19 protein-coding genes and 1 pseudogene are annotated in these 23,237 nt (G+C 71.4%); 15 read left to right on the top strand and 5 right to left on the bottom strand.

Translation table 11 applies throughout. The features are described from left to right. The first annotated feature begins 283 nt into the window (after positions 1 to 283). The 7 genes from ACY34J_RS18585 (at position 284) to ACY34J_RS18555 (ending at position 9,977) form a co-directional block, all read left to right on the top strand. A complete protein-coding gene (locus tag ACY34J_RS18585) occupies positions 284 to 1,669 on the top strand; it encodes a nitrate/nitrite transporter (protein WP_462727590.1) in 1,386 nt (461 codons plus the stop codon). A 269-nt stretch (positions 1,670 to 1,938) separates the two neighbouring features. Beyond that, positions 1,939 to 3,147 carry a uroporphyrinogen-III synthase gene (locus tag ACY34J_RS18580; RefSeq protein ID WP_462727589.1) on the top strand — a complete coding sequence of 403 codons (1,209 nt, stop codon included), beginning with the start codon at positions 1,939 to 1,941 and terminating at the stop codon, positions 3,145 to 3,147. Between the two features lie 331 nt (positions 3,148 to 3,478). Then, on the top strand, positions 3,479 to 4,069 hold the full coding sequence (locus tag ACY34J_RS18575) for a sigma-70 family RNA polymerase sigma factor (RefSeq protein WP_462727588.1): 591 nt from the start codon (positions 3,479 to 3,481) through the stop codon (positions 4,067 to 4,069). Further along, a complete protein-coding gene (locus ACY34J_RS18570) occupies positions 4,066 to 4,845 on the top strand; it encodes a zf-HC2 domain-containing protein (protein ID WP_462727587.1) in 780 nt (259 codons plus the stop codon). The genes ACY34J_RS18575 and ACY34J_RS18570 overlap by 4 nt, the downstream gene beginning before the upstream one ends. Positions 4,846 to 5,066: 221 nt before the next feature. Then, positions 5,067 to 7,448 carry a HelD family protein gene (locus ACY34J_RS18565; protein WP_462727586.1) on the top strand — a complete coding sequence of 794 codons (2,382 nt, stop codon included), beginning with the start codon at positions 5,067 to 5,069 and terminating at the stop codon, positions 7,446 to 7,448. A gap of 460 nt (positions 7,449 to 7,908) precedes the next feature. Then, positions 7,909 to 9,342 carry a malic enzyme-like NAD(P)-binding protein gene (locus ACY34J_RS18560; protein ID WP_462727585.1) on the top strand — a complete coding sequence of 478 codons (1,434 nt, stop codon included), beginning with the start codon at positions 7,909 to 7,911 and terminating at the stop codon, positions 9,340 to 9,342. Between the two features lie 353 nt (positions 9,343 to 9,695). Beyond that, the gene (locus ACY34J_RS18555; RefSeq protein ID WP_462727584.1) at positions 9,696 to 9,977 is read left to right on the top strand and encodes an HU family DNA-binding protein; all 282 of its coding nucleotides are present in this window, start codon (positions 9,696 to 9,698) and stop codon (positions 9,975 to 9,977) included. A gap of 103 nt (positions 9,978 to 10,080) precedes the next feature. Here ACY34J_RS18555 and murA read toward each other — a convergent pair whose 3' ends face one another. Beyond that, entirely contained in the window at positions 10,081 to 11,418 is a 1,338-nt protein-coding gene (gene murA / locus ACY34J_RS18550) for a UDP-N-acetylglucosamine 1-carboxyvinyltransferase (RefSeq protein ID WP_462727583.1), read from the bottom strand. Positions 11,419 to 11,668: 250 nt separating this feature from the next. Between murA and ACY34J_RS18545 the strand changes: the two genes are divergently transcribed. From ACY34J_RS18545 to ACY34J_RS18515, 7 genes and pseudogenes are all read left to right on the top strand, one after another. Then, the gene (locus tag ACY34J_RS18545; RefSeq protein ID WP_462727582.1) at positions 11,669 to 12,247 is read left to right on the top strand and encodes a YqgE/AlgH family protein; all 579 of its coding nucleotides are present in this window, start codon (positions 11,669 to 11,671) and stop codon (positions 12,245 to 12,247) included. Positions 12,248 to 12,310: 63 nt separating this feature from the next. After that, positions 12,311 to 12,592, top strand: a complete 282-nt coding sequence (locus tag ACY34J_RS18540; protein ID WP_462727581.1) for a DUF3039 domain-containing protein — start codon at positions 12,311 to 12,313, stop codon at positions 12,590 to 12,592. Positions 12,593 to 12,641: 49 nt separating this feature from the next. Next, positions 12,642 to 13,337 (top strand): annotated as a pseudogene (locus ACY34J_RS18535) (family 20 glycosylhydrolase); the annotation flags it as partial. Between the two features lie 270 nt (positions 13,338 to 13,607). Continuing rightward, positions 13,608 to 14,504, top strand: a complete 897-nt coding sequence (locus ACY34J_RS18530) for an FAD binding domain-containing protein (protein WP_462727580.1) — start codon at positions 13,608 to 13,610, stop codon at positions 14,502 to 14,504. Beyond that, a complete protein-coding gene (locus ACY34J_RS18525) occupies positions 14,501 to 16,564 on the top strand; it encodes a (2Fe-2S)-binding protein (protein ID WP_462727579.1) in 2,064 nt (687 codons plus the stop codon). The genes ACY34J_RS18530 and ACY34J_RS18525 overlap by 4 nt, the downstream gene beginning before the upstream one ends. Before the next feature lie 100 nt (positions 16,565 to 16,664). Further along, entirely contained in the window at positions 16,665 to 18,971 is a 2,307-nt protein-coding gene (locus ACY34J_RS18520; RefSeq protein ID WP_462727578.1) for a xanthine dehydrogenase family protein molybdopterin-binding subunit, read from the top strand. A 151-nt stretch (positions 18,972 to 19,122) separates the two neighbouring features. Further along, positions 19,123 to 19,725 carry a GNAT family N-acetyltransferase gene (locus ACY34J_RS18515; RefSeq protein WP_462727577.1) on the top strand — a complete coding sequence of 201 codons (603 nt, stop codon included), beginning with the start codon at positions 19,123 to 19,125 and terminating at the stop codon, positions 19,723 to 19,725. Positions 19,726 to 20,002: 277 nt separating this feature from the next. Here the strand turns inward: ACY34J_RS18515 and ACY34J_RS18510 are convergent, their stop codons facing one another. The 4 genes from ACY34J_RS18510 to ACY34J_RS18495 all read right to left on the bottom strand — a co-directional run bounded on the left by ACY34J_RS18510 (position 20,003) and on the right by ACY34J_RS18495 (position 22,543). Then, positions 20,003 to 20,248 (bottom strand): hypothetical protein, encoded by a 246-nt coding sequence (locus ACY34J_RS18510; RefSeq protein WP_462727576.1) that lies wholly within the window; start codon positions 20,246 to 20,248, stop codon positions 20,003 to 20,005. A 9-nt stretch (positions 20,249 to 20,257) separates the two neighbouring features. Further along, on the bottom strand, positions 20,258 to 20,752 hold the full coding sequence (locus ACY34J_RS18505; protein WP_462727575.1) for a glycine-rich domain-containing protein: 495 nt from the start codon (positions 20,750 to 20,752) through the stop codon (positions 20,258 to 20,260). Positions 20,753 to 21,017: 265 nt separating this feature from the next. Beyond that, a complete protein-coding gene (locus ACY34J_RS18500; protein WP_462727574.1) occupies positions 21,018 to 21,266 on the bottom strand; it encodes a hypothetical protein in 249 nt (82 codons plus the stop codon). 62 nt (positions 21,267 to 21,328) lie between these two features. Then, positions 21,329 to 22,543, bottom strand: coding sequence for a helix-turn-helix domain-containing protein (locus ACY34J_RS18495; RefSeq protein WP_462727573.1), 1,215 nt, complete (start codon positions 22,541 to 22,543; stop codon positions 21,329 to 21,331). Positions 22,544 to 22,979: 436 nt separating this feature from the next. On the opposite strand from ACY34J_RS18495, the gene ACY34J_RS18490 reads away from it, so the two are divergent. Continuing rightward, the coding region (locus ACY34J_RS18490; protein ID WP_462727572.1) for a nitrilase-related carbon-nitrogen hydrolase at positions 22,980 to 23,237 on the top strand (258 nt) is incomplete at its 3' end.

Raw genomic sequence — 23,237 nt, 5'->3', positions numbered from 1 at the left:
ACGATCCGGTGTCCTGCCTGTATTCGTGACCAGAACACCCAAGTTGGCCATGCGGTGAGCCGGGACCTCGGTATCCGGGAGGCGTGAACCGCGCCAGCGGGCGATGACGGCACCATTCGACGGGGAGTGCCCGAGCCGTCGCGCCTGGGCATCTGGCCGCTCACCGCTGCGGTGGCGCGCAGGTGAGTGCAAGGTTTCGTACGCGTCATCTTCGGCCACGGCCCTGAAACGCGCCATGCCTAGCATCAGGCATCAACACCCTGACTCCCTGCCTGGAGGCGCGATGAATGCCCCGACGACCACATTGCGCAAAGGGGGCCGCTGGATCGAGCAGTGGGACCCGGAGAACGAGCAGTTCTGGGAGAACGGCGGTAAGAAGACCGCCAACCGGAACCTGATCTTCTCCATCCTCTCCGAGCACATCGGGTTCTCCGTCTGGACCTTGTGGTCGGTGATGGTGCTGTTCATGGGCCCTGAGTACGGGATCGATCCGGCCGGGAAGTTCTTCCTGGTCGCGATAGCGACCGCGGTGGGTGCCGTGCTCCGCGTCCCCTACACCTTCGCGGTGGCCCGGTTCGGTGGCCGGAACTGGACGATCTTCAGCGCGCTGCTGCTGCTCCTGCCCACGATCGCCGCGGCGGTCGTGATGAAGCCCGGCACCTCGTACACCACCTTCATGCTGGTCGCGGTGCTCACGGGTGTGGGCGGCGGCAACTTCGCCTCCTCCATGACCAACATCAACGCCTTCTTCCCGCTGCGCAGGAAGGGCTGGGCGCTGGGGCTCAACGCGGGTGGCGGCAACATCGGTGTTCCGGTGGTGCAACTGGTCGGTCTGCTGGTCATCAGCACGGCAGGGGCCACCCACCCCCGGCTGGTGCTCGGGATCTACATCCCGCTCATCGTGGTCGCGGCCGTCTGTGCGGCGCTGTACATGGACAACCTTGCGCCGGTGAAGAACGACACCGGGGCCGCCAAGGACGCGGTCCGGGATCCGCACACCTGGATCATGTCGCTGCTCTACATCGGCACGTTCGGGTCGTTCATCGGCTACAGCTTCGCCTTCGGCCTCGTGCTGCAGACGCAGTTCGGACGTACGCCGCTGCAGGCCGCCTCGCTGACCTTCATCGGCCCGCTGCTCGGATCGCTGATCCGTCCGGTGGGCGGGCGGCTCGCGGACCGTTTCGGCGGGGCGCGGATCACCCTGGGGAACTTCGCCGCGATGGCGGTCGCGACGCTCGTGGTCGTCTACGCCTCCATGGAGAAGTCGCTGCCCATCTTCCTGGTCGGCTTCATCGCCCTGTTCGTGCTGAGCGGCCTCGGCAACGGCTCCACGTACAAGATGATCCCGGGCATCTTCCAGGCGCAGGCGGTGACCAAGGGGATGGCGGGGGAGGAGGCCGCGGCGTACGGGCGGCGGCTGTCCGGTGCCGCGATGGGTCTGATCGGCGCCATCGGCGCGCTCGGCGGGCTCGGTATCAACCTCGCCTTCCGGCAGTCCTTCATGACCGCGCAGACCGGCACCCCGGCCTTCGTCTCCTTCCTCGCCTGCTATGCGCTGTGCTTCGCGGTCACCTGGGCGGTATACCTGCGCAAGCCGGCGGCGGGCACGGCGGCCACCGCGGAGAGTGGCGAGCAGGTGCGCCCGGCGCCCGCGTACGCGGAGGTCTGAGACCGTCGGACATCCGGGTAGCCTTCCGCCCGTCCGTCCCCTCCTCGGGATCGGCGGGCGGAAGGCCGTGACTCCCGAGGCCGGCACCGCGACCCCGCGGGGGCCGACGGGCGCCGTACGTGATCGTAACAACGGGGAAATACGGGCGAACCGTGTCCGTCACGGCGTCTTGGCAGCATCCATGCCACCCCCGAAGGTGCACGGGCCCGGGACGGCCCGGCTGCGCTGAACGGCGCAGGCGCACACGACTGCGAAGCGGGACGAGAGCCATGCACGGAGAGCACACCACGTCGGCTGACGGCGCCACCAACGAAGTGGGGCGGGCCGCCACCGGCCCGGCGGCGGCAAAGCCGCAGCCCCTGGCCGGATTCACCGTAGGCGTCACCGCCGCGCGCCGTGCCGACGAGCTCGGCGCGCTGCTGCAGCGCCGGGGCGCGGCTGTGCAGCACGCGCCCGCGCTGCGGATCGTTCCGCTGCCGGATGACACCGAACTCCTCGCTGCTACGAAGGTATTGATCGACCACACCCCGGACGTCGTGGTCGCCACCACCGCGATCGGCTTCCGCGGCTGGGTCGAGGCCGCCGACGGCTGGGGCCTCGGCGAGGCGCTGCTGCAGCGGCTGCGTGGTGCGGAACTGCTGGCCCGCGGGCCCAAGGTGCGCGGGGCGATCCGGGCCGCGGGGCTGACCGAACAGTGGTCGCCCGCCTCCGAGTCCATGGCCGAGGTGCTCGACCGGCTGCTGGAGGAGGGCGTCGCGGGCCGCCGGCTCGCCGTCCAGCTGCACGGCGAGCCGCTGCCCGGGTTCGTGGAGTCACTGCGGGCCGCGGGCGCCGAGGTGGTGGGCGTGCCGGTCTACCGCTGGATGCCCCCGGAGGACCTCGGGCCCGTGGACCGGCTGTTGGACGCCATCGTCGCGTGCTCGCTGGACGCGGTGACCTTCACCAGCGCGCCCGCCGCCGCTTCCCTGCTCGAGCGGGCGGAGCAGCGCGGCATACAGGACGAGGTGCTGGACGCGCTGCGGCACAATGTGCTGCCCGCGTGCGTCGGGCCGGTGACCGCGCTGCCGCTGAAGGCGCACGACATCGACACGGCGCAGCCGGAGCGCTTCCGGCTCGGACCGCTGGTGCAGCTGCTGTGCGTCGAACTGCCCGGCCGGGTCCAGCCGTTGCCGGTCGCCGGCCACCGGGTCGAGATCCGCGGGCACGCGGTGCTGGTGGATGGCGAGCTGCGCTACGTACCGCCCGCGGGCATGGGTCTGCTGCGGGTCATGGCCCGGCGCCCGGGATGGGTGGTCTCGCGCGCGGAGCTGCTGCGTGCGCTGCCCGGCGCGGGCCGGGACGAGCACGCGGTGGAGACGGCGGTGGCCCGCCTCCGTACGGCCCTGGGCACGCCGAAGCTCATCCAGACGGTGGTCAAGCGCGGCTACCGCCTGGCCCTCGACCCGTCGGCCGAGTCCAAGTACGGCGCCGGTGCATAGCCACCGGCCTGTGCCGGTCGTGCCGACTCGCCGCCATTCCTGGAGGGTTGCTCCAGGTCAGGAGCCTACACCGAGCCACTGACCATCGACCATGACGACGACCGAACCCCAACTCCCGGAAAATTTCTCGCGGTCGGTTGAGACGTTCACCGGCCCCCCTCGTAATCAAGGGAAATCCTCGAGCCGCTGAGCCTTCCCCCACATCGGTGGCCTGAGGATCGGGCGGGGCCCGCAGCAGACGAGGGCTGCGGGCCACCGCCCGACTCATCGGTTCTGTCCCGTAGTTGTATGAAACATTGGTTCACAGAAGGCTCTCGACCGGGAGGTTCGGGTGCGCAAAGATGCGGCCGTGGCCGAGCATCGTCCGTCAAGGACCCGACACCGGGCCGTACAGCCCCCGTCCAGCAGCGCCCCCATGCCGGACGAGGAGCTGATGCGAGCCATCTATACCGAACACGCGGGACCGCTGTTCGCCTACGTGCTGAGGCTGGTCGCAGGCGACCGGCACCGTGCGGAGGACGTTGTCCAGGAGACGCTGGTGCGTGCCTGGCGCAATGTGGGCCGGCTGGGCCGGGCCACCGGCTCGATACGACCCTGGCTGGTGACAGTAGCCAGGCGCATCGTCATCGACGCCCATCGCAGCCGCCAGGCTCGCCCCCAGGAGGTCGACCCATCGCCCCTGGAAGTCATGCCCGCGGAGGACGAGATCGACAAAGCGCTTTGGCTCATGACGCTTTCCGACGCCCTGGGCGACCTCAGCGACGCGCACCGCGAGGTGCTCATCGAGACCTACTTCAAAGGCCGTACGGTCAATGAGGCCGCCGAGCGGCTCGGTATACCCAGCGGGACAGTGAGATCCCGTGTCTTCTACGCGCTGCGCTCGATGAAGCTCGCGCTCGAGGAACGAGGAGTAAGGGCATGACAACGCCCGAGCGGCACAGCGAGCACGAGGCCGTCGGCGCGTACGCGCTCGGCGTCCTCGACCCGGCCGACGCGGCGCACTTCGAGACCCATCTGGCCGGCTGCGGGTACTGCCAGGAACAGCTGGACGGGTTCATGGGGCTGGAGCCCCTGCTCGCCACGCTGGCCGAGACCCCCACGGCCCTCGGAGACCCCGGCATTCTGCATGCGCAGCCCAGCGCACCGCTGCTCGACCGGCTGGTCGACGAGGTCGCCGTCGCCCGCCGCAAGCGGCAGCGGCGCGGCCTGTATCTGGTCGCGGCCGCGGTCGCCCTGATCGTCGGCGGCCCCGTCGTGACCTCCATGGCCACCGACGCCCCGAAGGGCTCCGACCCCGGCATCGTCGCGAAGCCCCCGCACGACCACCCCACCAGCCCCGCCGAGGACGCCTTCTTCAACCAGATGCAGGACAAGGTCGAGGCCACGGACCCGCAGACCAAGGTCACCGCCACCGTGGGCACCGAGCCCAAGGCCTGGGGCACCCACGCCGTTCTGGAGCTGAAGAACGTCAAGGGCCCGCTCAAGTGCAGCCTGGTCGCGGTCGGCAAGGACGGCGAGAAGCAGATCATCACCACCTGGGCGGTCCCGAAGTGGGGCTACGGCATTCCCGACAGCAGTAACGAAATGGCGAAGAAGCCGCTGTACGTCCACGGCGGTGCCGCCATGAACCGCGACCAGATCGACCACTTCGAGGTCCGCACCTTCGACGGACAGCGGCTGGTCTCGGTCGGCGCGTAACGCCTCCCCGGCGAGGCATCGGCGCTGCCGCGCTGCGCAGCGGGGTTCCCCGCCCATTCGCGTCCGAAAAGAGGTGAATGGGCGGGGAGCCGGGTCGCGCGACCCTCGCCCGTCGGCGCGAGGCGCGGGGTCGAACAGACGTTCAGAGGCTGCCCAGGTGCACCGTACGACCGGTTCGCGTACGGTTGACGGCTCCCAGCACAGCAGAAGGGGGCCGTGGGGTGGCCGCGCAGGATGCCGCAGTCGATTCCGTTCGGGACCGGGAGATCAGTGTCGAACAGAGTCACCTTGATCAGGTGTACCGGCGTCTCGAGGAGAAGATCCACGAGGCCGAGTTCCTGATGAACGACGCCGCCCGTCGCGGCCAGGTCGGCACACCCGGCGCGCTCGCCGAGCGGGATGCGCAGGTCTTCCGCGCCGGAGTCCACCTCAACCGCCTCAACAGCGAATTCGAGGACTTCCTCTTCGGCCGGATCGACCTGCTGCGCGGCAAGGACGGCGCCCGCGGCCCGGACGGTGCGTACACCTCCGTCGAGCCCGCCGACGACGCGATCCGCACCGACGACAGCGGCAGCTACGCCGACATCGCCGAGACCCTGCACATCGGCCGGCTCGGGGTCCTGGACGCCGACTACTCCCCGCTGGTCATCGACTGGCGGGCGCCCGCCGCCGCGCCGTTCTACCGGGGGACCCCCAAGGACCCCGGCCGCGTCGTACGCCGCCGCGTCATCCGCAGCAAGGGCCGCAAGGTCCTGGGCGTCGAGGACGACCTGCTGCGGCCCGAGCTGACGGCCACCCTGAACGGCGCCGAGCTGCCCGTCGTCGGTGACGGCGCGCTCATGGCGGCGCTCGGCCGGGCCCGTACCCACGCCATGCGTGACATCGTCGCCTCCATCCAGGCCGAGCAGGACCTGGTGATCCGGGCCCCGGCCGCGTCCGTCACCGAGGTCGGCGGCGGCCCGGGCACCGGCAAGACGGCGGTCGCCCTGCACCGCGCCGCGTACCTGCTCTACCAGGACCGCAGACGCTACGCCGGGGGCATCCTCGTCGTCAGCCCGACCCCGCTGCTCGTCGCGTACACCGAGGGCGTACTGCCCTCGCTGGGCGAGGAGGGGCAGGTGGCGATCCGTGCGGTCGGCTCCCTGGTGGAGGGTGCCAAGGCCACGGCCTACGACGAACCGGCCGTCGCCCGGATCAAGGGCTCCAGCCGGATGGTGAAGGTGCTGCGCAAGGCGGCCCGGGGCACGCTGGAGCTGTCGGATCCGCCCACGAGCCTGCGCGTCGTGGCGTTCGGCGCGCGCGTCGAGCTCGACGCCGCGGAGCTGAAGCGCATCCGCCACTCGGCACTGGCCGGCACCGCGCCCATCAATCTGCTGCGGCCGCGCGCCCGGCGGCTGCTGCTGGACGCGCTGTGGGCCAAGTCCGGCGCGGGCAGGCGCTACACCGACCCGGAGCTGGCCGCCGAAGCCCGGCAGGGCTTTGACGAGGACATCTCCACCGAGCCGTCCTTCACCGACTTCCTCGACGCCTGGTGGCCCGAGCTCACCCCGCGCCGAGTCCTCGCCGCGCTCGCCGACGCGCGGCGGCTCAGCCGGTGGGCCGGGGGCTCCCACCGCGGTGCGAGCGTGCTGCGCCCCGGGGAAGTGCGGCGGCTGGCCCGCTCGCTCCAGCGGCTGGACGCCGGAGGCCACGGCCCGCTGTCCGTCCACGACGTGGCCCTGCTGGACGAGCTGCACGTACTGCTCGGCGCTCCGGCCCGCCCCCGCAAGCGCGATTTCAGTCCGCTGGACCAGCTCACCGGCCTGGAGGAGCTCACCACCTTCGCCGACCGGGCGGCGGCCGGCCGTGCCCGTGCCGAGAGGCTGGAGGAGGAGCGGACGGACTACGCGCACGTCATCGTGGACGAGGCGCAGGACCTCACCCCCATGCAGTGGCGGATGGTCGGCCGCCGTGGCCGGCACGCCACCTGGACGATCGTCGGCGACCCGGCGCAGAGCTCCTGGTCCGACCCCGAGGAGGCGGCCCATGCCCGGGACGAGGCCCTCGGGAGCCGGCCCCGGCGCCAGTTCACGCTGAACGTGAACTATCGGAACCCGGCGGAGATCGCCGAGGTCGCCGCCAGAGTGCTGGCCCGCGCCATGCCCGGCATGCGCTCGCCGGAGGCCGTACGCTCCACCGGCCAGGCACCCCGCTTCGCCGTCGCCCAGGGCGACCTGGCCACTTCCGTACGGGAAGAGGCGCAGCGGCTCCTGGACGAGGTGGACGGCACCGTCGGCGTGGTCGTGGCCATGGAGCGCCGCGAGCAGGCCCGGCACTGGCTGGCGGGGCTTGGCGAGCGGGTGGTGGCGCTGGGCAGCCTGGAGGCGAAGGGGCTGGAGTACGACGCGACCATCGTGGTCTCACCCGCCGAGATCGCTGGGGGCATTCCCCCAGCTACCGCTGGGGGAACCCGCACCCAGGACGAAGTCTCCGGGGGAGTGTCCCCGGCGGGGCTGCGCGTGCTGTACGTGGCGCTGACCCGGGCCACGCAGCGCCTGACGGTGCTCTCGACCGACCGGGACGCACCGGACGCGGAAGGGGTCCCGGACCTGCTCAGGGACTGACCGCTCGGCACGGCGCCGACCGGCCAAGGGGGCGCGGGACCGGTCCGGCGCGGCCGATCGGGGCGCTTTTGGCGTCAACTGCCGCACAGGGAATGACTTCCCGGGCGCCTTTGTTAGCCTGTGATGTGGCACCGGCCCGATCCAAGCCCCCGGGCCCAACCATTGTCGCTACGAGCGACCACTTGCCGCGAGGCGAGCATGGCGGGTCGGTGCCATTGGAACGTCCGGCGGGCGCTCCTCCACGCGGAGGGGCGCCCGTCGTCGCTTTCGCGATGGTTGCTGATGCTCATGCGGAAGCAGAGGTTCCTACCGCGGGAGCTCCCTCTCGTACTGTGGATAAATTCTTCCGAAATGGTCGGCTGGTTACCGTCTACCGGCTGGTAGGTGGGACGATCGGACGGCGTGGCACCGGCGACCCCGTGCACACGCGCAACGCGAACAGGGAAAGCAGAGGAAGTCGATGGCAACGGCGCCCAGCGTCTCGTATTCGATGACGGTTCGACTGGAGGTACCCGCCAGCGGGACCGCGGTCAGCCAGCTCACCACGGCCGTGGAGTCGTCCGGCGGATCCGTCACCGGCCTCGACGTCACCGCCTCGGGTCACGACAAGCTGCGCATCGACGTCACCATCGCCGCCACCTCCACCACCCACTCCGACGAGATCGTCGAGAAGCTGCGCGGCATCGAGGGCGTCACGCTCGGCAAGGTCTCCGACCGTACGTTCCTGATGCACCTCGGCGGCAAGATCGAGATGGCGTCCAAACACCCCATCCGCAACCGCGACGATCTGTCCATGGTCTACACCCCGGGCGTCGCCCGGGTGTGCATGGCCATCGCCGAGAACCCCGAGGACGCCCGCCGCCTCACCATCAAGCGCAACAGTGTGGCCGTCGTCACCGACGGTTCCGCGGTGCTGGGCCTGGGCAACATCGGGCCCAAGGCCGCGCTCCCGGTGATGGAGGGCAAGGCGGCCCTCTTCAAGCGCTTCGCCGGCATCGACGCCTGGCCGCTGTGCCTGGACACCCAGGACACCGACGCCATCGTCGAGATCGTCAAGGCCATCGCCCCCGGCTTCGCCGGCATCAACCTCGAGGACATCTCCGCGCCGCGCTGCTTCGAGATCGAGGCGCGGCTGCGCGAGGCCCTGGACATCCCGGTCTTCCACGACGACCAGCACGGCACCGCCATCGTCGTCCTGGCCGCCCTGACCAACGCCCTGCGCGTGGTGAACAAGAACATCGGCGACCTGCGGCTGGTCATGTCCGGCGCGGGCGCGGCCGGCACGGCCATCCTCAAGCTGCTGACCGCCGCCGGCGTCAAGCACGCGGTCGTCGCCGACATCCACGGCGTCGTGCACGCCGGCCGCGAGGACCTGGTCGATGCCGACCCCGGGTCGCCGCTGCGCTGGATCGCCGACAACACCAACCCCGAGGGCGTCACGGGCACCCTCAAGGAGGCCGTGCGCGGCGCGGACGTCTTCATCGGCGTCTCGGCGCCCAACGTCCTCGGTGCGGAGGATGTGGCCGCCATGGCGGACGGTGCGATCGTGTTCGCGCTCGCGAACCCGGACCCGGAGGTGGATCCGGCCGTCGCCCGGCAGACCGCCGCCGTCGTCGCCACCGGCCGCAGCGACTTTCCCAACCAGATCAACAATGTGCTGGTCTTCCCGGGAGTCTTCCGCGGTCTGCTGGACGCGCAGTCCCGTACGGTCAACACCGAGATGATGCTGGCGGCCGCGAGTGCCATCGCGGACGTCGTTACCGAGGACGAGCTCAACCCGAACTACATCATTCCGAGTGTCTTCAACGACAAGGTCGCGGGCGCGGTCGCCGGTGCCGTCCGCGACGCCGCGCGGGCCGCGGGTGCCGCTGTGACGAGCAACAGCACCGTCTAGAGCGAATTTTCGCCCCTCGGCTCCCGGGAGCGGCGCGTCGCCGCTCCCGGGGGCCGTACAGGCCCCTACGCTGACCGGCACATCTTGGCCGCGACCCCTGGCGGAGAGCCCTGCGGTGCGCTGCCGGAAGCGGACGGAGCGTCACCACCGCGTCACCGCGACGAGGCACTCGTGCTTTTCGTGTGACTCTTCAGGGTGCCGGATTGGCTTTCCCGCCGCAGGTGGGGGCAGGATGCGTAATCGGGCGCGAGGGTCTGGCACCAGACCCGGGTCCGGGGACTGTCCGAGGGCCCTGGCAGCATCGGCTTCGATCTCACGCCTCATTGGCAAGAAGAACACGGGAGTACACGATTATGAACCGCAGTGAGCTGGTGGCCGCTCTGGCCGACCGCGCCGAGGTGACCCGCAAGGACGCCGACGCCGTTCTGGCCGCCTTCGCCGAGATCGTCGGTGAGGTCGTCGCCAAGGGCGACGAGAAGGTCACCATCCCGGGCTTCCTGACCTTCGAGCGCACCCACCGTGCCGCTCGTACCGCCCGCAACCCGCAGACCGGCGAGCCGATCGAGATCCCGGCGGGCTACAGCGTGAAGGTCTCCGCGGGCTCCAAGCTCAAGGAAGCCGCGAAGGGCAAGTAAGGACAGCCCTGCGGCACCGCCGCCGAGCGCCTACGTCAAGGGCGGCCGCCCCGGGAGGGTGGCCGCCCTTCTTCGTGCTGCTGATCGGGCGCCTACGGGCCGCTCAGACCTCGTCTGAACCGTTCGGCAGCTCGACCTTGCCGCCGAGCGCGATGAGCTTGTCCATGAAGTTCTCGTAGCCGCGGTTGATCAGGTCGATGCCGTGGACCCGGGAGGTGCCCTGGGCCGCCAGCGCCGCGATCAGGTACGAGAAGCCGCCGCGCAGGTCCGGGATGACCAGATCGGCGCCCTGGAGCTTGGTCGGCCCGGACACGACAGCCGAGTGCAGGAAGTTTCGCTGGCCGAAGCGGCAGGCGGAGCCGCCGAGGCACTCGCGGTACAGCTGGATGTGCGCCCCCATCTGGTTGAGCGCGCTGGTGAAGCCGAGCCGGGACTCGTACACCGTCTCGTGCACGATCGACAGGCCCGACGCCTGCGTCAGCGCCACCACCAGCGGCTGCTGCCAGTCGGTCTGGAAACCGGGGTGGACGTCCGTCTCCAGCGCGATCGCGTTCAGCGGGCCGCCCGGGTGCCAGAACCGGATCCCGTGGTCGTCGATCTCGAAGGCGCCGCCGACCTTGCGGTAGGTGTTGAGGAAGGTCATCATCTCGCGCTGGCTGGCACCGCGGACGTACACGCTGCCCTCGGTCGCGAGTGCCGCGCACGCCCAGGACGCCGCCTCCAGGCGGTCCGGCAGCGCGCCGTGGTTGTAGCCGCCGAGCTTGTCGACACCGGTGATCCGGATGGTCCGGTCGGTGTCCATGGAAATGATCGCGCCCATCTTCTGCAGGACGCAGATCAGGTCCTCGATCTCCGGCTCGACCGCCGCGTTGGAGAGCTCGGTCACACCCTCGGCCAGCACGGCCGTCAGCAGCACCTGCTCGGTCGTGCCGACCGACGGGTACGGCAGCCGGATCTTGGTGCCGCGCAGCCGGTGCGGGGCCTCGAGGTACTGGCCCTCCGGGCGCTTCTCGATCGTCGCGCCGAACTGGCGCAGCACGTCGAAGTGGAAGTCGATCGGGCGGCCGCCGATGTCGCAGCCGCCGAGGCCCGGGATGAAGGCGTGGCCCAGCCGGTGCAGCAGCGGGCCGCAGAACAGGATCGGGATCCGGGACGACCCGGCGTGGGCGTCGATGTCGGCGACATTGGCGCTCTCGACCCTCGACGGGTCGAGGATCAGCTCCCCTGTCCCCTCGCCTGGGTGGACGGTCACACCGTGCAGCTGCAGCAGCCCGCGGACGACGCGCACGTCGCGGATGTCCGGGACATTGCGCAGACGGCTGGGCTCGCTGCCGAGCAGGGCGGCGACCATGGCCTTCGGTACGAGGTTCTTCGCGCCGCGGACACGGATCTCGCCCTCGAGCGGTGTGCCGCCGTGGACAAGCAGGACGTCGTCGGTCATGGATCTCGCGTTCCTGGAGTTGGGCAGGGGCCGAACTGAAATGTTAAGGGCCTTCTGGCCCCCGTCCGTAAGGCCAAGTGCCTTAACCGCACGTTATGTCCGGGTAATAACATGTACCGTTCCGCCTCTGCCGCATACGGTCACCGATGCGGCGTGGCGCGCCCCTGCTGCCGCCGTACGCCCCGTCTGCTCTCGGCCTTCTCACGCCATCGATCCCCCGTACCTGCCGAAGGTGCGGGATCATGTCGTCATGACCGAGGTGTCCGAGCTCACAGGACGGCTGCTTGTCGCGACACCGGCGCTGGCCGACCCGAATTTCGACCGCGCGGTGGTGCTGCTCCTCGACCACGACGAGGAGGGCTCACTGGGTGTTGTGCTGAACCGGCCGACCCCCGTGGGGGTCGGCGACATTCTTGAGTCCTGGGCGGGGCTGGCCGGGGAGCCGGGGGTCGTCTTCCAGGGCGGTCCGGTCTCGCTGGACTCGGCGCTGGGCGTCGCCGTGGTGCCCGGCGAATCCGGGGCGGCCGTGGGGGAGGGGCCGCTGGGCTGGCGCCGGGTGTACGGGGCGATCGGGCTGGTCGACCTGGAGGCGCCGCCGGAGCTGCTGGCGGCGGCCGTGGGGTCCCTCCGGATCTTCGCCGGGTACGCGGGCTGGGGGCCCGGCCAGCTGGAGGACGAGCTGGTCGAGGGCGCCTGGTATGTGGTGGAGTCCGAGCCCGGGGATGTGTCCTCGCCGGACCCCGAGCAGCTGTGGCGCGCCGTGCTGCGGCGGCAGCGCAACGAGCTGGCGATGGTGGCCACCTACCCGGACGACCCGAGCCTGAACTGAGCGGGGGAGGGCCGCGGCGTCGGGGACGGCCCGACCGCGGACCGCTTGAGTACCCTTGCCGGTATGAGCACTCTTGAGCCCGAGCGCGGGGCAGGGACCGGCACCCTCGTAGAGCCGACGCCGCAGGTGTCGCACGGCGACGGCGACCACGAGCGCTTCGCCCATTACGTTCAGAAGGACAAGATCATGGCGAGCGCGCTCGACGGCACGCCCGTCGTCGCGCTGTGCGGCAAGGTCTGGGTTCCGGGGCGCGACCCGAAGAAGTACCCGGTCTGCCCGCTGTGCAAGGAGATTTACGAGTCGATGGGCGCCGGCGGCGAGGACAAGGGCGGCGACAAGAAGTAAGCCCCGCCTCTGCTGTGCGGCCCGCCAGGCCCAGGCTGTGACGCGCCCGGCTGCCTCCCGATGGGAGACGGCCGGGCGTGCTGTCCACACCCAGGATGACATCCGCGAGATCGTCGCCTACGCCGCCGAGCGGCATATCACCGTCGTCCCGGAGATCGACATTCCCGGGCACTCGCTGGCCGCCATCGCCGCGTATCCGGAACTGGGCAACCGCGATGTCATCGACACCAGTTCCCTCGGAGTCCGGACGACCTGGGGCATCGATCCGAATGTTCTCGCCCCCACTGACAACACCCTCCGGTTCTACGAAGGTGTCCTCGACGAGGTCCTGGAGCTGTTTCCCGCCACCGTGGTGCACCTCGGCGGCGATGAGTGCCCCAAGGAGCAGTGGCAGGCATCCCCGGCCGCGCAGGCAGTTCGAGCCCGTACCGCCCAGCTGACGCCCCGTCAGGCCGACCGGGTACTGGGCACCCAGGCCAACGTCTGGACCGAGGTGCTGGAGAACGCCCAGCGCGTCGACTACCAGACCTTCCCGCGGCTCGCCGCGTTCGCCGAGGTCGCCTGGTCCCACCTCCCGCCCCCGGCCGAGCGCGACTTCGCCGCCTTCGAGTCCCGGATGGCCGTCCACTGCGCACGACTTGACGCCCTCGGCGTCGACTTCCGCCCGCCCGCGGGTCCCCGCCCCTGGCAGCGCCGCCCCGGCGTACTCGGACGCCCGATCGAGGGGCCGCCCCCGATCGTGTGAGCCGCCGGCGAAGGCGCGCCCGCGTGCGCCCGTGCCTGGAAGCGTGGATCCCTACACGAGGCATAAGTCGTACATGCTCCCTGGAGAGTGGCAATCCGTACTCAGGGGTGACAGCCGGAGAAAGCGGACCATGGCCCAGGTCAGGGACAGAAGCATCCTTGGCGGACCCTCGCGTCGGCGGGCCGGGAAGATGTGCCAGAGTTGCCACGTCCAGGCTGTGAGCACGTACCGTACGGCGCACAGGCGGGACACCGGGAAGGGGCAGCTGGGTTGACCACGCACGCACCGCAGGGGGCGCAGACGGTGACGTTGCCGGCCTCGCTGGACGAGGCTGTCGCGGCGTTGGCCGCCATGCCCGCAGCCGTGCCCGTCGCGGGGGGCACCGACCTGATGGCCGCCGTCAACTCCGGCCTGCTGCGGCCCGCCGGGCTGGTCGGCCTCGGCCGCATCAGCGAGATCCGCGGCTGGCAGTACCAGGACGGGCACGCCCTCCTCGGTGCCGGCCTCACCCACGCCCGTATGGGGCGCCCCGACTTCGCGGCGCTCATCCCGGCGCTCGCCGCGGCCGCGCGCGCCGCAGGCCCACCCCAGATCCGCAACGCGGGCACCCTTGGCGGCAACATCGTCAGCGCCGCCCCGACCGGCGACTCGCTGCCCGTGCTCGCCGCGCTCGAGGCCACGCTGGTCATCGCGGGCCCGGGGGGCGCGCGCCGGGAGATCCCGGTCAGCCATCTGCTCGCCGGGATGGAGATGCTGCGACCCGGCGAACTCGTCGCATTCGTACGGGTTCCGCTGCTGCACGCACCGCAGACGTTCCTCAAGGCCACCGGGCGTACGGGCCCGGGCCGGGCCGTCGCCTCGGTCGCCGTCGTCCTGGATCCGGCGCGGCGCGGGGTGCGTTGCGCGGTCGGCGCGATCGCCCCGATGCCGCTGCGGCCGCTGGAGGCCGAGCGCTGGGTGGCCGGACTCATCGACTGGGACGGCGAGCGCGCGCTGGCACCGGAAGCGCTGGCCGCGTTCGGCGAGTACGTCGCCGCCGCCTGCATCCCCGACCCGGAGCCCCCGCAGGACGGCGGAGAAGTCCCCGCCCTGCCACCCGCCGTACTGCATCTGCGGCGTACGGTAGCGGCACTGGCCCGCCGAGCACTGGGGAGGGCGCTCGCATGACTTCCGAACAGCCGCCGCAAAGGCCGCAGCAGCCCGAGCCGGCGGGCGGCTGGCAGCAGCTGCCGCAGGGCGGTGAGTACGACGCCGACGCCACGGCGTTCGTGCAACTGCCCGACGGGTTCCTCGCGCCGTCCGCGATGCCGGCCGGGGCGGACCCGTTGGCCGCGCCCGGCCAGGGATACGTACCGCCTGCCATCACGCCCACGAGCCCGCAGGCCCCCGCCGACCCGGGGCACGGGGGCCAGTGGACCATGCCGTTCGCCGATGCGGGTACGGCTTCCGCGCAGGGCGCGGCATACACCCCCGGCGGCCAGTGGCAGGCGGGCGGCCAGGACGGCATGCCCGCCGACGGCAGCGGCTGGAGCGAGCAGGCCGCCCAGGGGCAGTGGACGATCCCGACGACGGCGGACGACGCCCTGGAGGAGTCCGGCGAGTACGTGGTCGGCAATGGGCCGGCCACTCAGTACGGCGGCCCCGGCGGGTACGGCGGCGGCGCGTACGGCGGCTCGGGGGCGCACGGAAGCACCGCTGCGCCCGCGGAGGGCGACCAGACCGGCGCGTGGACGGAGCCTGGCGCCGCCGTCAGTGGCGAGCAGTGGGGCTCGGCCCAAGGAACCGACAGCACCGGGCTGACCGGCCAGTGGACGTTCCCTCCGGCCGACGAGCACACGCCCGGCGCCGCCGCCACGGCAGGCGGTGCCGGGGCCGACGGCGGGTGGGCCGAACAGCCCGGGTCCACGGACCACTGGTCCACACCCGCAGCGCCGGAGCAGACCGCCCCGGCGCATCCCGAGACATCCGGCCACTGGCCGGCCACCGGCGGACCTCAGACCGCAGGCGGCCAGGGCGGCTTCAGCGATGGTGCGCAGCGCCGCGAGGGCGCCGAGGGGACCGCCGTCCGGCGCCCCCTGGGCCGCGGCGTGCAGCGGCCGGCTCCCGACGGCGCGGACGCTGCCCCGTACGGCAACGCGCCGGACGACAGCAGCGGCGAGTGGTCCGCTCCGGCTGGCCGCGCGACGGGGCTGGGGCACGTCCCCGGCGACGCTGCGACCGGGCTGGGGCACGTCCCCGGCGACGCCGCGACCGCGAATTCTCACGCCGAGCCGGAGGAGACCGTTCAGGGCCACTGGCAGTCCGGCCCGGCGGCCGGCGTGCCTTCGGCGTACACCGGCGCCGACCACGACGCTGCCGACTCCGCCGGCGGCGCCGCAGCGGTCTCCGGCGGTCAGGAACCCGCAGCCGCGATCCATAGCGGCAACACCGCCTCGGCGGGCCCCGGCCACGACCAGGAGCCGGCTGCCGAGAGCGCGGACGCGGCGGCAGGCGACGGCGGTGTGCGCGACGGTGCCTTCGGGCACCCCGAAGTCGGCACCGGCGCCGTACCCCAGCCCGCGGCACCGGAGGAGGCGGCCGCGGCCGGCCCGGCCGACGAGCCCGAACCGGGCGCGCACATCGAACACCCCGGTGCCTCGTACGTCCTGACCGTCAACGGCACCGACCGCCCCGTCACCGACGCCTGGATCGGCGAGTCCCTGCTCTACGTGCTGCGCGAGCGCCTCGGCCTCGCCGGGGCCAAGGACGGCTGCTCGCAGGGCGTGTGCGGGGCGTGCTCCGTCCAGGTCGACGGGCGGCTCGTCGCTTCCTGCCTGGTCCCGGCGGCCACCACGGCCGGCAGCGAGGTCCGAACGGTCGAGGGGCTGGCGGCCGATGGCGCACCGTCCGACGTACAACAGGCCCTGGCGGCCAGCGGCGCGGTCCAGTGCGGCTTCTGTGTGCCCGGACTGGCCATGACCGTGCACGACCTGCTCGAAGGCAACCACGCGCCGACCGAGCTCGAGACCCGGCAGGCGATCTGCGGCAATCTGTGCCGGTGCTCGGGCTATCGCGGGGTCCTCGAGGCCGTCCGCGAGGTCGTGGCGCGCCGTGCGGAGGCGGCCGAGGTCCCTGAGGCGGCCGAAGCCGCCGAGCCGGAGGCGCCGCACCCCGCTCCCGACCCCGCCCCGCGGATTCCACACCAGGCGGGCCCGTACGGCGACCCCTCGACGGGAGGCCACGTGTGACCCCCGCAGTCGCCCCCCGGCAAGCCCCCGGCCGCCCGGCCGCCGCCGGGCGCCGGCCCCGTACCCCCCACACCCTCAGCGGTAGCGGAAAGGCAGCGCGATGACTGGTCCGGACGCGGCCACCGCAACACCGGCCGCGGGCACCCCCGTCGAGTCGGCCCCCCACGGACTCGGGGCGTCCCTGCCGCCGGCCGACGCGCTCGCCAAGACCGAGGGGACCTTCCCGTACGCCTCCGACCTGTGGGCCGAGGGCCTGCTGTGGGCCGCCGTGCTGCGCTCCCCGCACCCGCACGCCCGCATCGTCTCCATCGACACCTCGGCCGCCGCCGAGATGCAGGGCGTACGGGCCGTCATCACACACGAGGACGTACCCGGCGACGCCTGCCACGGCCGGAAGGTCGCCGACCGCCCGGTCTTCGTCAAAGACCTGGTCCGGCACCACGGCGAGCCGATCGCCGCCGTCGCCGCCGACCACCCCGACACCGCGCGCCTCGCGGCCGCCGCCATCGCCGTCGAGTACGAGATCCTCGAGCCCGTCACCGATCCGGAGAAGGCCTTCCACGCCGAGCCGCTGCACCCCGACGGCAACCTCATCCGCCACATCCCGCTCTCCTTCGGCGACCCGGACATGGTCGGCGAGGTCGTGGTCGAGGGCCTGTACCGGGTCGGCCGCCAGGACCCGGCGCCCATCGGCGCGGAGGCCGGGCTCGCCGTGCCCCGGCCCGACGGCGGCGTCGAGATCTACACCGCCTCCACCGACCCGCACGCCGACCGCGACCTCGCCGCCGCCTGCTTCGGCCTCGACCCCGAGCGCGTCAAGGTCGTCGTCACCGGCGTGCCGGGCGCGCTGGGCGACCGCGAGGACCCGGGCATCCAGCTGCCGCTCGGCCTGCTCGCCCTGAAGACCGGCTGCCCGGTGAAGCTCGCCGCGACCCGCGAGGAGTCCTTCCTCGGCCACGCCCACCGCCACCCGACCCTGCTGCGCTACCGCCACCACGCCGACGCCGAGGGCCGCCTGGTCAAGGTCGAGGCGCAGATCCTGATGGACGCGGGCGCGTACGCCGACGCCTCCTCGGACTCCCTCGCCGCCGCGGTGGCGTTCGCCGCGGGCCCGTACGTCGTCCCGCACGTCTTCGTCGAAGGCTGGGCCGTACGCACCAACAACCCGCCGTCCGGCCACGTCCGCGGTGAGGGCGCGATGCAGGTGTGCGCCGCGTACGAGGGCCAGATGGACAAGCTCGCCGCGAAGCTGGGGCTGGACCCGGTCGAACTGCGGATGCGCAATGTGATGGCGACCGGCGATCTGCTGCCGACCGGCCAGACCGTCACCTGCCCGGCGCCGGTCGCCGAGCTGCTGCAGGCGGTGCGGGACGCGCCGCTGCCCCCGCTGCCCAAGGACGACCCCGAGGAGGAGTGGCTGCTGCCCGGCGGCCCCGAGGGCGCGGGCGAGCCCGGGGCGGTGCGGCGCGGCGTGGGCTACGCCCTGGGCATGGTGCACATGCTGGGCGCGGAGGGCGCCGACGAGGTCTCCACGGCCACGGTCAGGGTCAACGGTGGGGTGGCGACGGTCATCTGCGCCGCCGTCGAGACCGGTCAGGGCTTCGCCACCCTCGCCCGGCAGATCGTGCAGGAGACGCTGGGGGTGGAGGAGGTGCATGTCGCCTCCGTCGACACCGACCAGCCCCCGGCCGGGCCGGCCTGCCACGGCCGCCACACCTGGGTCTCGGGCGGAGCGGTGGAGCGGGCTGCCAAGATGGTCCGTACGCAGCTATTGCAGCCGCTGGCGCACAAGTTCGGCATGTCCACCGAGCTGCTGACGATCGCGGACGGGAAGATCACCTCGTACGACGGGGTGCTCAGCACGACGGTGGACGAGACGCTGGACGGCAAGGAGCTGTGGGCGACCGCGCAGTGCCGACCGCACCCGACCGAGCCGCTGGACGAGTCGGGTCAGGGCGACGCGTTCGTGGGGCTGGCGTTCTGTGCGATCCGGGCCGTTGTCGATGTCGACATCGAGCTGGGCTCGGTGCGGGTCGTGGAGATGGCGGTGGCCCAGGACGTCGGCCGGGTGCTCAACCCGCGGCAGCTCGCGGCCCGGATCGAGGCGGGCGTGACGCAGGGGGTGGGCGCGGCGCTCACGGAGAACCTGCGGACGTCGCGCGGCGTGATCCGGCGGCCGGACCTCACCGGCTACGCGCTGCCGACGGCGCTGGACGCGCCCGACATCCGGATTGTGAAGCTGGTCGAGGAGCGCGACGTGGTCGCGCCCTTCGGGGCGAAGGCCGCAAGCGCCGTGCCGGTCGTGACCTCACCGGCGGCGGTCGCGGCGGCGGTCCGCGCGGCGACGGGCCGCCCGGTGAACCGCCTCCCCATCCGGCCCCAGGCGGCGGTGGCGATCCCACGGTAGCCGCGGCGGCGTTGCGGCAGTTCGGAGCCGTTACGTAAGCAGGAACGCGGGTGGGATGTACCCCCGCGGCCCGCGTCTGTGCTTGTACCAGGGCGGGCACCGATGCACGCGAAGCCGGGACACGGACGCAGACGGCCGTTAGCGTGTCGATATGGCGGCACGTGTCCCCTCCCCTGTGGTCATACAGGGGCAATCCATCCGGCTGGAGCCGCTCGCCCTCGTGCACGTCCCGGACCTGCAGCGCACCGGAGGGGCCGACGACGAGGTATGGAAATGGCTGCCCGCGCTCACCCCCGGCTCCGAGTACGGGATGCGCATGATCGTGGAGCAGCGGCTGGCCCAGCAGGCGGCCAGTGAGGCCGTGCTGTTCGCCGTGGTCGACCCTGGAGCGAACCAGGCGGTGGGCTGGATCGCCTACGTGGACATTTCTCCCATGGACGAGCGTGTGGGCATCGGCTGGTACTGGCTCGCGCGCCGACTGTGGGACACCTTTGCCGAGGTGGAGATGCACCTGCTGATGATGCGCCAGGCGTTCGAGGTTCTCGGGTACGGCCGCGTCCAATGGCAGATCGATCACTTGGACCAGCGGTCCCATGACGCCGTGTCCCATGTGGGCGGCCTGCTCGAGGGCCGGCTGCGCCGCCATGTCAGACGGCTCGACGGGACCTGGCGCGACACGATGATCTACGCCGTCCTCGCCCCGGAATGGCCGAGGGCCAGAGATCGCGTGCTGTCCCGCCTCTACCTCGACTGAGGGCCGCCCGTCGGCCCGCGCCCCGGCGCAGCCGACGCGGCCGCTCGAAGCCCGCGACGGCCTCGACCCCCAGTACTGCACCCCTGTGGGTCGCCCCCGCTGTCACCTATTGCGCGTACCAGGTGGGATGGACAGGGCACCGTGCGGTGCCCGGGACAGGCGCCGAGCCTGTCTGCGCACGGCCACCGCCACCAGCTTTGAGCAGCCAGCGGCCCCGCCCAACCGGCGCCACCGTGGCGTGGGTATGGGCGGGGCATGTGTCTGCGCATGCAGGCACTCAGCTACCTGGAACGATGAACCCTCGGATCGCCCTGGACTCTGGGCGCGAGGGGCCGCCCGACCGGGCGGCGGCGTACAGAGCCTGCCTGGACTCAGCCGTGATGTCCCTGCGGTTGTCCGGTTCCGCCCGGTCATAGATCCGCCACTCTCCGGAGGAGCCGACTGGATCCACCGGAGCGGCGACCCCGGGCATGCCGCACAGCCGAAGCATGTGCTCGACGTGCCGTGCTTCGTCTTCGGTCATGCTGTCAGGCTAGGGCCACTCTGGCTTCGGCATGGGCCGGATCGTGCACTGCGGGGCATGTTGGCACTTGGCCGCGACCGATACGAGCAGGCCCTTCTCCGGCGGTCCCCACAGCTCCTCATCCGCCGTGTAACCAAGTTCGCCGACCATGGCGCGTGTGCGGTCGAGGATAGGCGGGTCGTAATTGGTCGGGGCGTACCCCGGGTAGTGGTGGACGAACTCGCCGAAGCGAGCGCACAGGTCGGAGTACAGCTTCGAGTGAAGCAGCAGGGCGTGCCAGCCCTCGTCCACGATTCGCGAGGGCGCCAGGGCCACGCCGGGGAACGTCGCACAGGTCACAACGAACTTGATGCCCTCCTCCACGATGCGGCCAGCCACGTCCTCTGACATGCCCGGGTTGCCGTCGAGGACAGTGCCGCGAACGCTAGCGAACTGCTCCTCTGTGAGTAACGTGCGCGGGTTGGCGTCGGGGATCGGAGACGGGTCCGTTCCGGGGATACTCATGCCTGATCTCCATTCTGTGAGTGAGGTTGCCCCGCTCCGGCCGCGCCACCTGTCGAGGGCTCGGATGTGGCCGGAGCGGGGGCTTGGAAGCCGGCCCTGGTGACGGGACGCGGGATCCACAGCCGACGATCAGGTGAGTCATCGGCCGGCATCACCAGGGCGGGTTTACGTGGGATCACCCACGACTGAGAGGCCGATCACGAGTCCGCAGGCAGCACTGACTGCCACGATGATCAGGACCTCGGCGAACCGGCAGGAACGCGGATCACTTGCCCCACCTGTGGGCATGGTTGCGAGCTTGGAGCCGAACGCTCAACTCCTCGCGTGCCGTGAGGCGTCGTACTTCGCTTGGCTCCACGTCCCATTCGCGCCCGCCGCCCAGTGGCCGGAGCTGTAACCTGCCGCCCTCCGCAGCCATGACGATGCCGACCCGGCCGGTACGGGTGTCCTTCGCCAGCTCACCTGCCTTGGGTTCTTCGCCGATCGTCATCTTCCGCACGCTGTCGGTGACCATGAGATAAGGCTTCCGCGGGCGAGCGAGCAACTACAGGGACGTAACGTCCTAGTTCTGACCGCTTAGTTGGCGACGCCCAGGAACTCGGCCAGCTTGCGCAGCCCGGGAGGGTGTGAAGGACCGGACCACAGGTCCGTCACGATGGCCACGGCCAAGGTATGGTGCCGCATCCACGACGGTGCCACCCGTCGCAGCCTCTCAAGGGCCTTCACAGCTCCCTCGGCGTTCCCGACATCGGTGTAGGCCCGTGCCACATCGAGGAGCAGCCACGTCCGCCACGACGCGGGTGTGTCGCTCGACAGCCGCATTCCGCGAGCCAGGGACAGCGCCTCCTCGGGGCGAGCGTGCTGCACCGCCAGACGTACCCTCTCGATACGCACGGAGGACTTGTTGAAGATGCTCAGCATCTTGCCGTCCGCAGGTGGAGGCATCTTGGCCAGCCGCTCGGTGGCCTGTTCAGCCGTGAGCATCATGTCGCTGGCCTGGTCGTAGTCGCCGCTGCGGGCGTAGCTGGTCGCCGCCGACATCAGCAGGCCGCCCCAGACCCGTACGCCCTCCGGGGAGCCGACGTGCTCGCGCTCCACACCGTCGGCCGCGTAGACAGCGAGGTTCTGCGCGTCGTCCAGGCGGTTCTGCCGCTGGTACGCCCAGGCGACGGAGTTGCTGATCATCGGAGCTAGAAGCGGGTTCGATGAATGTCCGGCAGCCACCATCGCGCGCTCAAGGCTCGACAGGGCGAGGTCCGTCTTGCCTAAACGGATCGCGAGATGCCCGCCAAGCTGAAGGGCCTTGCCCAGTGCGGCCTGGCCTGCCGAACGCTGGTCAGCGTTACCGACCGCAGCCGCAAAGCGAGCGTCGGCGATGATGCCGGGGAGCGTTTCCATGAGACGGCCGAACTCGGCGTCGTGATAGAGCGTCCATCCTTCGGCAATCTCGGCTCGCAGCAGTGCCATCGACAGGTGTTCAGGCCCTCCTGGCTCGGGGGGCGGAGCGAACAGCGGAGGCATGATGGCTCGGCGCACAGCGACCAACTGCGGTGGCTCCGCCTCCCCGTTGGACGGCACGCCGGGCGGGTCGCCGAGGAGGCTGGTCAGCTCGACTCCCAGCCCCTTGGCCAGCGCGTGCAGGGTGGGCAGCCGCGCGCTGTGCTTCCGCTTCTGCTCCAGCTTGCGGACCACGTCCACGGACACGTTGGAGCGCTCCGCCAGCCCCTCCTGAGTGAGGTCAGCCAGTCGCCGAAGGCGCGCAACTCGTTCGCCCAGATGCTCGGTCGCCATACCGTCGAAGGTACCGGCACCTGTGCCGGGAGAGGACACAGAGCTATGGTGCGGCGTCTGTGTATGCAGGCAGGAGGGGGCACGGTGGGTGACACGAAGCGACACGTCGACGATCACGCGGCAGCCGCCTATCTGACGTATTGGGCTGTCGTCGAGATTCGATACATGGCCAGGCGCCGTAAGCCTCTGAGTACCTGGCCCGATGACGACTACGTGGCCTGCATCGCGTGGCTTGCCGATCTTGTGCACAACATCGCGGGTGTCAGGCGACCGCCTCGTTGGCCTCCCTGGCGCAAGCGCAAGAGCCCCTTCCACTGGACCTGGAATGTGGCCGGTCCAGCCGGACGAGAATGGATCACGGTCAGCCTGGACAGAGCTGGGCTGCAGTGGACGCCGCCACCTCTCGAAGGCTCCGGCCATACAGCCGGGGGTCCGCATGCGTGAGCCGCTTGTTATCGCAGCTGCCCAGCCGCCGTGCGTGCCTTATGACGTTGCGGCGAACGCGGCGACGCACGCGGGGATGGTTCGCTCTGCGGACGCCCGGGTGGTGGTCTTCCCCGAACTCTCCCTGACGGGATACGAGCTCGATGCCCCAGCGATCACGGTCGAGGATCCGCGCCTGACGCCTATCGTTGAAGCCTGCGCCGAGGCACGGTCCTTGGCGCTTGTGGGCGCCCCCGTGGAAAGCGATGCG

This window comes from Streptomyces sp. HSS9-12 (genome assembly GCF_054963655.1).
The sequence above is the reverse complement of the archived record's forward strand: the minus strand, read 5'-3'. Positions and strand labels throughout refer to the sequence as shown.